The 13,726-nt window shown below is 49.7% G+C and carries 3 protein-coding genes; all 3 read left to right on the forward strand.

Annotated features, from left to right (window positions below; all coding sequences use genetic code 11):
* A partial coding sequence (locus ACWJJX_RS19150) for an amino acid adenylation domain-containing protein (RefSeq protein ID WP_454023198.1) occupies positions 1–4,151 on the forward strand: 4,151 nt, incomplete at its 5' end.
* 25 nt (positions 4,152–4,176) lie between these two features.
* Positions 4,177–11,874, forward strand: coding sequence for an amino acid adenylation domain-containing protein (locus tag ACWJJX_RS19155; RefSeq protein WP_454023199.1), 7,698 nt, complete (start codon positions 4,177–4,179; stop codon positions 11,872–11,874).
* Positions 11,875–11,889: 15 nt separating this feature from the next.
* A partial coding sequence (locus ACWJJX_RS19160; protein WP_454023200.1) for a condensation domain-containing protein occupies positions 11,890–13,726 on the forward strand: 1,837 nt, incomplete at its 3' end.

Below are 13,726 nucleotides of genomic sequence, written 5' to 3' on the forward strand. Positions count from 1 at the left end.
CGGATATGCATCATATTATTTCCGATGGTGTGTCCGTCAACACCTTGATAAAAGAATTCGGCGAGCTGTACGCAGGCCGTTCGCTTGCGCCGATGCGCCTTCAATATAAAGACTATGCCGTCTGGCAGCGGTCGTTTCAGGAGAAAGAAGGGTATCAGAAACAGGAAGACTATTGGCTGAAACGGCTCGAAGGAGAGCTTCCGGTGCTTGAGCTTCCGGCTGACAAGCCCCGTCCGGCTGTCAGAAGCTTTGCGGGCGGTAGCGTATCGTGCACGCTTGACGCTGACACGGCATCCGGCCTTCACCGCATCGCACGCGATCACGGCTCCACTTTGTACATGGTGCTTCTCGCCGCGTACAATACGCTGCTCGCGCGGTTGAGCGGACAGGAAGATATTATCGTCGGATCGCCGATTGCCGGGCGCCCGCATAAAGACCTTGAACCGATTCTGGGGATGTTCGTCAATACACTCGCCATCAGAACGGAGCCGAAGGGGGACAAACGGTTTACCGATTACTTGGCGGAAGTCCGCCAGGCGGCGCTTGAAGCGTATGAACATCAGGACTACCCGTTTGAAGAGCTGGCGGAACGGCTCGGCGTGCAGCGGGACATGAGCCGCAATCCGCTGTTTGATGTGATGTTTATTCTTCAGAATATGGAGCGAGAGGAGATAAATCTGGCCGGTCTGAAGGCGTCACGATCAGAGCATACCGAACATGATGTATCAAGTTTTGACCTGACCTTATCAGCGGCTGAATCCGACGGAAACATCCGCTTTGAGATGGAATTCAGCACCGAGCTTTTTATGAAAGAAACGATTGAACGCTGGATGGGCCACTTACTGAATCTCTTGCGCCATGTTGCCGCCGAACCGGAAGTCACACTATCGAAAGCTGCCATTTTGGATGAAGAAGAAAAACAAAAGTTACTGATTGAGTTTAATAACACACAAACCGAATTCATGGAAAAACACAAACTGTTTCACCAGCTGTTTGAAGAGAAAGCAGAAGAAACGCCTCATCAGACCGCTGTTATTGAAGGAGCACAACAGATCAGCTATTTACAGCTCAATGAGCGGGCAAACCGTCTTGCCCGAACACTGCAGAAAAATGGATTCGGTCCGGGAAAAAGAGCAGCTATATTGGCAAACCGTTCGATTGAAGCGATCGTCAGTGTTCTTGCCGTCATGAAATCAGGAGGGGCGTATATACCGGTTGACTCCCATTATCCTGAGGAACGGATTCGCTATTTATTAAAAGACAGCGCGGCATCCGTCTTGATGGTGCAGTCAGAATACAAAGAACTTGCTTCACAGCTGACGGATCACAATCTATTTCTCATTCAGCTTGATCATGAAGATCAATACGATATTTCTGCAAAGAATATTCAGCCGGCAGCGTCACCGGATGATACTGCATATATCATATATACTTCGGGAACAACGGGAACGCCGAAGGGAGTCGAAGTCAGAAATCGCAGCTTTACGCATGCAGCACTTGCATGGCGCAGGATTTATGAGCTTGATCTTATACCAGTCAGAGTGCTGCAGATGGCGAGTTTCTCATTTGATGTATTTTCAGGGGATCTTGCACGCGCCCTGCTGAACGGGGGAACGCTTGTCATTTGTCCGGATGACGTCCGGCTTGAGCCGCAGCAGCTTTATCGGCTCATTGATCAGCACCGTATCACGTTTATGGAGTCGACACCCGCGCTGATTGTTCCGTTTATGGAATATATATACCGCCGGAAACTCGCGCTGCAAAGCGTAAAAATACTGGTACTTGGTTCAGATATGATCAAGTCGCAAGATTTTTATACGCTTCATGAACGCTTTGGGAAAGAAATGCGGATCATTAACAGCTACGGTGTAACAGAAGCGACAATTGATTCTTCGTATTATGAAGCCGGAATGAGCGAAGAGCCGCGGGAAGATGATGTGCCGATCGGTGTTCCGCTTCCGAATGTGCAAATGTACGTCTTAAACAAAGACAAACAGGTCCAGCCGATCGGCGTTTTCGGAGAGCTGTATATCGGAGGCGCCGGCGTCGCCAAAGGATATTGGGGACAGCCTGAGCTGACAGAGGACGCATTCAGTGACCCGTTACAAACGGGAGAAACACTTTACAGAACCGGAGATCAGGCTTGCTGGCTGCCGGATGGAACTCTTCGTTTTCAAGGGCGGATTGATAAGCAGGTGAAGATCAGGGGATACAGAATTGAGACGGGAGAAATAGAAAGTGTGCTTTTGAAACACGATCAAGTCAAAGAAGCGGCTGTTACCGTGATGAAAGATGCCGAAGGACAAGCCCGGTTAGCGGCATACATCGTTCCTAAAGAGGCCGATATCTCATCACTCCGCCAGTCTCTTATGCAGGAGCTCCCGGCTTATATGATGCCGTCTCATATTATCGGTTTAGACAGCATGCCCCTGACACTGAACGGCAAACTTGATAAATCGGCATTGCCGGCAGAAGAGATACATTCATCACAGGCATTTGTCGCGCCCGGCGATGAAAAACAGGCGATGTTATGCCGGATTTGGGAAGATGTGCTTCATATTCAGAAAGCGGGAATTCATCACTCTTTCTTTGAGCTTGGGGGAGATTCCATTAAGGCGCTTCAAGTGTCAGCCCGACTCGCCGGAGAAGGCTGGAACATGTCGATCCGCGATTTGTTTCAGTTCCCGACGATTGCAGAACTCGCGAAACACCTCACGCCGGCTGTTGCAACGGCTGATCAGGGCCCGATAGAAGGAAGCGCTCCGCTGACACCGATCCAGCAGAGATTTTTTGAGGAGCCGGGTGCGTTTGAGCTTCATTATAATCAATCAGTCATGCTGTGCAGTGAAGACAGCCTCGAAATAGATGCGCTGTATCAGGCGGTTTGCGCGCTGACAGAACATCATGATGCGCTGCGAATGACTTTCACTGAAAATGAGCATGGGGAAGTTGTTCAATATAACCGCGGAATCACAGAGCAGCATGAAGAAATCTTTACGCTTAACGTCATAGATCTTTCAGAAGAAACACAGCCGGAAAAACGGATAGCCGCTGAGGAAAAAGAAATACAGCAGGCTATGCGCCTTGATCAAGGCCCTCTGCTTCATCTCGGAGTGTTCAGGCTGAAAGAAGCCGACCATCTGCTCATCACGATTCATCACCTTATCACGGACGGCGTGTCATGGAGGATATTGCTTGAAGATCTGCAGACAGCTTATCAGCAGGCATTGGACGGCAAACAAATCGAACTGCCGCCGAAAAGCGATTCTTATATAAAGTATGCTGAAGAGCTTTTTGACATTTCCAAGAGCAAAGCATTGCTGGAGGAAGCCGCATACTGGGACAGCGTGATGTCTGGTGAAACAGCGCCGCTGCCAAAAATAACTGATGAAAACGCCGGACGATTGCAGGAAAACGCGCGCACTGCATCGTGGATATTAAGCAGCGAAGTCACGAAGCAGCTGCTGTTGGAAACACAGCAGGCATACGGAACGGATGTTCATGAATTGCTTTTAACGGCGCTTGGAATGGCGCTTCATGAGTGGACGGGTTCCGAACAGATGCTTATCAGCACTGAAGGACACGGACGCCAAGGGCATATTCCTGACATTGATATGTCAAGAACGGCAGGCTGGTTTACATCTGTTTACCCGGTGCTTTTGGATATGAGAGTGCCGGACGGCTCAGGCGAAAAAACCGCGCACCGCATAAAGACGGTAAAAGACATGATGAGACGGGTTCCTCATCACGGAACCGGCTACGGGCTGCTGAGATATTCGCGAAACATTCTTTATAAAGACCCAGAAATAAGCTTTAACTATCTCGGTGCGTTTGACGGTCTTGAGGGGACGCTGAAGATGTCACCGTTCAAGCCGCAGCATGATATAGCATCCGGGCGCATCCGCGAGTTTGATCTGGATATTAACGCGATGGTGGCGGCCGGGCAACTGGAGGTAAAAGCCGTTTATACCGATGTATTTGCACCGGGGGCAATCGAGTTCTTCATGAATCGTTTCCATACTCACCTCGAGGACATCATCGCCCATTGTTCCGGCAAGAAAGAGCGGGAAAAAACATTAACGGATTACAGCCATACAGAATTGACCGCTCAAGCACTATCAAGCATTGAAGATCTCGTAAAAGGACTTTAATTTCATAAAAAGGTGTGTGGCATTCGTGACACAAGCGACAGAAATTCAAGATATTTACCCTTTATCATATATGCAGGAAGGCATGCTGTTTCATTCGCTTCTGGATTCCGGATCAAACGCATATGTCGAGCAGATTTCGTTTACAGTCAGCGGGGATTTATGCATTGATACATTCCAAAAAAGTCTGGATATGCTTGTCAGCCGTTATGATATTTTCAGAACGATTTTCATAAAAGAAGTGCCTGACCTTGAAGGGCCGCAGCAGGTTGTCCTTTCACGCCGTGACACTGCCGTACAGACTGAGAACATTTCAGACTATTCGGAAGAACGGCAGCAAAGCATCATTGACGAATTTAAGGAAAACGACCGGCATAAGGGGTTTGATCTGCAAAAAGGCCCCTTAATGCGCTTGACTCTTTTTCAAACGGGAGAAAACCGCCATACATGCGTTTGGACTCATCATCACATTATGATGGACGGCTGGAGCTTGGGCCTTGTACTGAAAGATTTCTTCAGCATGTATTATGCGATCCGAAACAACAGGTCTGTAAACCTCGGCAGTCCGGCTCCTTACAGCACTTATATCAAATGGCTCCGAAGCCGGAATAAAGAAGAGACGTCAGCGTTCTGGTCGCGCTGCTTGGAAGATTACGGAGAAACCGTTTCCGTTCCGCAGACGAAGAATAAGCCGGCGCAAAACGGTTATGCATCTGAGCATTTTCAATTTTCCCTTGAGCCTGAAACCGTGCAAAAACTGACAGACATTGCCCGAGGCATTGGGGTCACGCTGAATACTATATTTACGGGCATTTGGGGTCTGCTTCTCCATCGTTACAACGGCACTGAAGATGCGGTATTCGGTTCAGTTGTTTCCGGCAGGCCGTCAGCTATCGCCGGCATTGAATCCATGGCCGGACTGTTTATCAATACCGTGCCGGTAAGGGTGCGCGCGGCTGGGGATATGACTTTTTCTTCTCTTCTCAAAAAGGTGCAAAAAGAGTCACTCGCTGCGGAAGAGCACAGCTATTATCCGCTTTATGACATCCAAAACGAGAGCGGTCTGCAAAAAGATCTCTTGAACCATATCCTTGTCTTTGAAAATTATCCGGTTCAGATGCAGGCTGCGGTAAACGGCTGGCAGCAAACGGAAAGCAGTGCGCTCTCACTTGAAAACTTTTCGATGGCGGAAGAAACCAATTACGATCTTAACGTCGTCATCGTTCCGGGAGAAGAGTTTTATGTAAAATTCAGCTACAATGCGGGCATCTACGATCGGGAAGACATGAAACGGATCAAAGGGCATATTCTGGAGGTCATCTCCTGTGTAACGGAAGATTCGGACAGGCTTTTATCAAGCATCAGTCTCGTACCTCCGGAGGAAGAAGCCCTGATTCATTCGTTTAACGAAACGAACCGTCCGTACCCTGAGACAACCGTTCATGGGCTGTTTGAAGAACAGGCGGCAAAAACGCCTGACCAAGAGGCGTTGAGATATAACGGAGTAAGCTGGAGCTACAAAAAATTAAATCAGCGGGCGAATCAGATTGCCCATGCGTTAAGGGAAAAAGGCGCCCGTTCCGATCAGATCACCGCTGTTATGCTGCGCCGATCAATGAGTACGGTTGCCGCTCTGCTCGGAATTTGGAAGTCGGGCAGCGCCTATATGCCGATTGATGCGGAATTTCCGCCTGAACGGATTTCATTTTTACTGAGAGACAGTGAAGCCTCACTGCTCGTGACTGAAAAAGACCTGCTCCCCCTCATTCCGCCGCATTTCAAGGGCAGCGTCGTCATCATGGAGGAAACGGTTTCCCAGCAGACCGCACCGCTTCCGCCGGTGTCTGACAGCGGAAATTGGGCGTATGTCATTTACACCTCCGGAACGACAGGCCGGCCGAAAGGGGTGCTTGTACCACACAAAGCGATCAGCAATACATTGCAATGGCGGCGTGAAGAATACGGGATGACAGAAGGAGACATAGCGCTTCATCTTTTTTCATACGTATTTGACGGGTCATTAACGAGTCTTTTCACTCCGCTTCTGTCGGGCGCCTGTGTACTGTTAACTGATGAAGATGATGCGAAAGACGTCCTTTCAATAAAACAGAAAATCGCCCGCCACGGAGTGAGCCATCTTCTGATCGTTCCGTCTCTGTATCGCGTTCTGCTTGATTCGCTGACGAAAAAGGATGCGCAGACGCTTCGGGCGGTGACATTTGCCGGGGAAGCGGCCACCCCTGATATCGTGGAAGCGAGCCGCAACATATGCCCGAATGCCGAGCTGCTGAATGAATACGGCCCGACGGAAAACAGTGTGGCCACGACGATTCTGCGCAACCTGCAAAAAAGCAGCCGGATTACGATCGGGCGCCCGATTGCCAACACTTCTGTCTATATGATGCACGGAGATCAGCTGCAGCCGGTCGGAGCCGTCGGTGAACTGTGTATTTCCGGAAAAGGTCTGGCGGACGGATATTTTCAGCAAAAAGAGCTGACGGACAAAGTCTTTACCCCTCATCCGTTTCGTAAAGGTGAACGGCTGTACAGAACGGGAGATGCAGCCCGATTTTTACCGGACGGAACGATTGAATATATGGGACGCTTTGACGATCAGGTGAAGGTAAGAGGTTACAGAATTGAATTGGGAGAAATCGAAACGGCACTCAGAAGTCTGTCCGGGGTAAAAGAGGCGGCAGTCACCGTGCGCAGAACGGCGGACGGGGAACAGGAGCTTGCAGCTTATGTCGTACTGGAAAACGCGGGTGTGACATTTGATCCTCATGCCGAATTGGCCGGGAGATTACCTGCTTATATGATCCCGGGAAGCTTTACCAAATTGACGGAAATGCCGCTGTCTGTGAGCGGAAAACTTGACCGGGCCGCACTTCCTGAGCCGAAAGAAGCCGAGAGAACCGGTGATTATCAAGCTCCGCGCACAATGCTTGAGACTGAGCTGCTGTCTATTTGGCAAGAAGTGCTGAAACGGGAACACATCAGTATGAGAGATGATTTCTTCCAAATCGGCGGACAGTCGCTGAAAGCCGCGTCGCTTGTTTCAAACATACATAAACGGCTGCAAATTGAACTTGCCGTCCGCCATGTTTTTGAACATCCGACCATCGAGAGCATGGCCCGCTTCCTAGAACAGAGGAAAAGAGGAGAATATGCAGAAATCACGCCTGCGGAGGCAAAGGACTTGTACCCGCTATCTTTTGCGCAAAAAAGGCTCTATGCCCTTCATCAGCTTGCGGCGGACAGCACGGGCTATCATATGCCCGCTTGTCTGGAGCTGAGCGGCAGACTCAACCGGGATCGTCTGCACGAAGCCTTTTCAGCGCTGTTACAAAGGCATGAAGCGTTACGCACATCATTTGTTTTACGAAACGGGGAGCCGATGCAGCACATACATTCACATGTCGATCTCGATCTCACAGAGATTCACATGCCATCCGGGACACTTCTTCAAGAGACAATGGAAACTTTCGTCAAGCCGTTTGACGTGGAAAAAGCGCCGCTTTTGAGAGTGACTTTAGCCAAAGCCACTGAAGAACGTCATTTTCTGCTGCTTGATATGCATCATCTTATCGCAGACGGTGTGTCAATGAGCGTTCTGATTCAAGAATTGACGGATTTGTACAGAGGGAAAGAGCTGCGGCCGTTAAAACTTCAGTACAAAGATTTTTCCGTCTGGCAGCATGAGCGGTTCGCCGCTGAAGAATTCAAAAGACATGAGCGGTATTGGCTGGATGCGATCGGGGAAAACATTCCCGTTCTTGATCTGCCGCTCGATAAAAAGCGCCCGCAGCTTCCTGATTTCAGCGGGTCCGTTGTACGAACGCGCCTTCAAAAAGAAACGGCGGAGAATTTGCGCCGGCTTATGGATGAGACGGGTTCGACGCTGTATATGATTCTTTTGGCAGGCTACTCCTTGTTCCTTTCTAAATTGAGCGGGCAGGAAGACATTATCGTCGGTTCACCTGCGGCCGGCAGAAGCCGCGCTGAGCTTGATGGGGTCATCGGCATGTTTGTAAATACCGTAGCAATGAGAAGCAGGCCGAAAGGGGATAAGACATTCCGCGCTTATTTAGAAGAGGTGAAAATGCTTGCCCTCGGCGCAGCCGAACATCAGGACTTCCCGTTTGAAGAACTTGCCCAAAAGCTTGATACACACCGGGAAGTCAATCGCAATCCGCTGTTTGATGCCATGCTCGTTTTGCAAAACAGTGATGATTTCAAAGTGAACCTTCCGGGCTTATCCGTTTCTTCACATGCAGTGAAACATGACATTTCAAAATTCGACTTGACGCTTCATGCCGAGGAACAGCCGGACGGCTCACTGGATTTTCATTTTGAATACAGTACCGCGTTGTTTGAAAAAGATACGATCGAACGGTGGGCCGGTCATTTTAAAGAGCTTTTAGGACAAATCGCATCGGATGATGAGCAGAAGCTGTCTGACATTCATTTGCTGGACACAAACGAGCGGCAGATGCTTCTTCAAGCGGAAAATCAAACAGCTGAGTATCCGAGGCATGAGACGATCGTCAGTTTATTTGAAGCACAGGCGGAAAAAATGCCGGATCAAATTGCAGCCGTTATGTCCGATGAGCGTCTCACCTACCGCGAGCTCAATGACAAGGCGGATCGAATCGCTGATATGCTGTCGGAAAACGGCATCCGCTCCGGACAGATTGTCGGAATTATGACCGAACGATCCCCGGATATGCTGATTGGGATTCTCGGTATTTTAAAAGCGGGAGGGGCTTATCTGCCGATTGATCCTGACTATCCGGACGAGCGGATTTCATTTATGCTGACTGACAGCGGCGCGCGTGTTCTGTTGACGCAATCGGGTCTTGGGATATCCGGAATGGACGGGCTGCCGGTATTATACATTGATAAGCCTGAATCCGTTTCAGCAGACAGAACGAAAGAAATGATAACGCCTGAACAGCCGGCTTACGTGATTTACACATCGGGCACAACCGGAAAACCGAAAGGCGTTATGACGGAACACCGCAATGTCATCAGCCTTATCACACATAAAGGACTGCCGTTTGATTTCGGCTCTGGAGACGTCTGGACGCTGTTCCACTCCTATTGTTTTGATTTTTCTGTCTGGGAAATATTCGGCGCGCTCTTATACGGCGGAAAGGTAGTTATCGTGCCGAAAGAAACAGCCCGTGATCCGCATTTGTACCGGCAGCTGCTGCAAAGTGAAGGCGTAACGGTGCTGAATCAAACGCCGACGGCTTTTTCCGGACTCATTCATGAAGAGGCCGGGCATGCGGACAAGCTGAAGCTTCGATATGTCATTTTCGGCGGAGAAGCGCTTCAGCCCGGCATGCTGAAAAGCTGGAAAGAGAAGTACCCGGAGACGGAGCTTGTTAATATGTACGGCATTACGGAAACCACGGTTCACGTCACATGCAAAAAACTGAAGATGGATGATATTGAGAGAAATAAAAGCAATATCGGCAGACCGCTGGAAACCCTTCATGCTTTTGTCATGGACGCCTATATGAATCCGCAGCCGATCGGAATTCCAGGTGAGCTTTATATCGGCGGGGAAGGCGTCGCGAGGGGATATGTAAACAGGGATGATTTAACCGCCTCCCGGTTCATCACGAATCCGCACAATACCGGCATGCGGCTCTACCGAACGGGCGATATTGCCAAAAGACTCTCAAATGGCGAGCTGGAATATGTCGGGCGGATAGATGCGCAAGTAAAAGTCAGAGGCCACAGAATTGAGCTGGGAGAAATAAAATCAGCGCTGCAGGAGCTTTCCTTCGTGAAAGAGGCCGCCGTGATCACACGTGCTGATCAGCACGGTCAGCACTCCATTTACGCATACGCGGTCATACACGGGAACGAGAAAATAAAAGAAGCAGAGATTCAGGCCTCTCTCAGAGCTTTTCTGCCGGAATATATGATTCCCGCCCGCTTGATAGAGCTTGATGAACTGCCTTTGACGGCGAATGGGAAGCTGGACGAGAAGGCACTCCCGCAGCCTGAATTAAATGAAAGCCTTGGAGATGATATCAGCCTGAGAAATGAAACTGAAGAAATGATGGCTGACATCTGGGAAGAACTCTTAGGTGTTGAAGGACTCGGCCCCAATGCTCATTTCTTCCATCTCGGCGGGGATTCGATTAAAGCGCTGCAAGTATGTGCGAGGCTGAAACAGCAGGGCTATGAAACGACCGTCCGCGAGCTGTTCGAGCATCAGACACTGGGAGAAGTGTCGATGCGGCTCCGGAAAGTCCGCCGCGTGATTGATCAGGCTCCCGTCACGGGAGACGTGCCGCTGACGCCGATCCAGCACTGGTTCTTTTCGCAATCATTGCCGCATGATCATTTTAATCAGTCCGTTATGCTCCGCAGTGCGGACAGAATCAATGAATCTGCTATGAGAAAAGCGCTGGCACAGCTCGCGGTTCATCATGACGCATTACGGATGGTATGCGGCACACAAAACGGATCGGTGATTCAATATAACAGAGCGGAAAACCTTTCTGAAGAAGAACTCTTTACGTTTGAAACGCATGACGTAAGAGAGAAAGGTTCATTACAAGAGGAGCACGCCGCAATTGAACAGGCGGCCGCCCGTATTCAAACTTCCATTCGGCTGGAGACGGGTCCGCTCGTAGCTGTCGGCTTATTTCATGCCGCTGATGGCGATCATCTGCTGCTTTCCATTCATCACCTTGTCATTGACGGAGTGTCATGGAGGATTTTATTTGAAGATCTCACCGCGTGCTACAGGCAGGCGCTCGAAGGAAAAGAAACCGCGCTTCCGGCGAAAACCGATTCCTATCAGACTTACGCAAAGCAAATCTCTGATTATGCAAAAAGCCGCCGGCTGTTACAGGAAGCAGACTACTGGTCCGAAAGAGAAAAAGCGGCGGTCAAACCGCTTCCGAAAGATGCCCGCATCTCTTCCAATCTTCTGAAAGATACAGATGTGATGACCGTTACATTGACAAAACAGGAGACTGAGCAGCTGTTAACGGAAGCAAACAGAGCATACACAACAGAGACGGGCGAATTATTGCTTGCCGCGTTAAGCCTAGCGCTGAACAGATGGACCGGAAACGAGACATTCAAAATCAGCATGGAAGGCCACGGAAGGGAAGAGCACCTGGAGCATCTTGATATCAGCAGAACCATCGGCTGGTTTACGTCAATTTATCCGGTATTGGTTGACGCAAGTTTTCAAGATCAGCCTGATGACGGCGAGCGTCTCGGCTATCACATTAAGCGGACAAAAGACATGATGCGCCGCATACCGCATAAAGGAGCGGGATACGGGGTGCTGAAATATATAAGCAAACTCTGGGGAGAGACTGAATCTGATTCCCCTGAAATCAGTTTTAACTATCTGGGACAGTTTGACCGGGAAATCCGTTCCAGCGGCTTCGGTGTTTCTCCCGTAAAAGCGGGAAATGAAGTCAGCCCAGACTGGGAACGTCCATACACACTTGATATCAGCGGCTCCGTAGCGTCGGAATGTCTCAGCATGCATGTCGTGTACAACCGTTTTCAGTATCAAAAAGAAACGATTGAAGTTTTGACGGGATATTTTCATACCTTTCTCAAGCAGATCATCACGCATTGCACAGGAAAAGAGGAGCGTGAATGGAGCGCCGCTGATTTCAGTGACGAGGAGTTAACGCTGGAAGATCTGAATGACATTATGGGAGCCGTCAACAAACTATAGAAAAGGAGTGGCGCAATGGGGCAGCAACCGGAAATACAAGATATATATCCTTTGTCTTTTATGCAGGAGGGCATGCTTTTTCATTCTCTGTTGGATCATGACTCAAGAGCCTACTTCGAACAAGCGGTGTTTACGATCAGCGGACAGCTTGACCGGGAACGATTCCAAAAAAGTATAGATGCTGTTTTTGAACGATACGATATTTTCCGTACGACATTTATTCATAAGAATGTGGCGAAGCCCCGCCAAGTCGTGTTGAAAAACAGGCCGAGCCGCGTTCAGTTTCATGATATTTCTCATTTGGACGAGAAGGCGCAAGACAAATATGCCGACCGGTTCAGAAAAGAAGATAAAGATAAAGGCTTTGATTTGCAATCAGATCCTCTCATGAGAGTCTCCATTTTGAAAAAAGCGCCTGAACGCTATGTTTGTATATGGAGCCATCATCATATTGTCATGGATGGCTGGTGCTTCGGAATTGTCATGAAGGAATTTCTGATGATCTATCAATCTCTGGGAGACGGACGGCTTCCGTCTCTCGAGCCTGTTCAGCCATATGGGAAGTATATTAAATGGCTCATGAAGCAGGATCGTAAAGAAGCCGAGATTTTTTGGAAAACGAGACTTGCCGATCTTGAGCAATCGGCGTCTCTTCCGAAAAAATCCGCGGAACCAAACGGCGAACTTGAGCAGGCGGTTTTCACCATTTCTGAAGAGCAGACAAATGAGCTGAAGAACATTGCGGCAAGGGCTGGAGCAACGCTGAATACAGTGTTCCAGGCACTGTGGGGCATTTTGCTGCAGCGTGTCAGCCGCTGTGATGATGCCGTTTTCGGTTCTGTCGTTTCCGGCCGGCCGTCGGATCTCGCAGGCGTGGAAAAAATGGTGGGACTGTTTATTAATACGATTCCCGTACGGGTGAAAAGCGGTTCATTTTCTTTTCTGGAGCTTGTCAGGCATTTGCAGCAGGAGACGCTGCAAGCAGAAACGTACAGCTATTATCCGCTGTATGACATTCAGGCGCAAAGCCCTCTGAAGCAAGCGCTGTTTGACCACATTATCGTGTTTGAAAATGTGCCGGCCCAGCGTGAAATTGAAAATGTGAGTCAGGCCGGTTCATTTGATTTTGCGGTAGAGGATTTCACGATGGAAGAAGTCACAAACTACGGATGCAGCATAAAGGTGATTCCGGGCAATTCTCTTTATATCCGCTTAAAATTTGATACCGGTATATACGACGATGTTTTTATGAAGAATATCGAAACATTTTTACGGCATATGGTGAACTCAGTCATTTCCGACCCTGAAATCGGCGCTTCCGAGATCGCATTGCTGGATGCGTGTGAAGCCAGAAGTATGATGGATGCATTTAACCATACAGAAACGGTTGAACCGCCGGCTCCGACGCTTCACGGGCTGTTCACCCGCCGCGCCGCGCTTTCGCCGCATCGTCCGGCGCTCCGTTTTCCGGGCGGTATGCTGACGTACGCCGAGCTTGACCGGTACACAGACAGACTCGCTGTTCGGCTCCGCCAAAAAGGCGTCCGCAAAGAAAGCGTGGTCGGTGTGCTCGCTGAACGCTCGCCGGAGATGGTGATTTCAGTGCTTGCCGTGTTAAAAGCAGGCGGCGCCTACGTGCCGCTTGACCCGGAATATCCGGAGGACAGGCTGCGCTATATGCTCGACGACAGCGGCGCCTGTCTCCTGCTTCAACAGTCGGGGTTATCCGTTCCCGGTTTTTCCGGCGAAACGCTAGAAGTGTCTCTTTCTGCCCTTACAGGTGAGGCGGAGACAGGGGCTGTCTCTGACGAAGCGGATGCTGATTCGCTCGCTTATATCATTTATACGTCCG

Source organism: Bacillus sp. YH3-2-B2 (genome assembly GCF_053663335.1).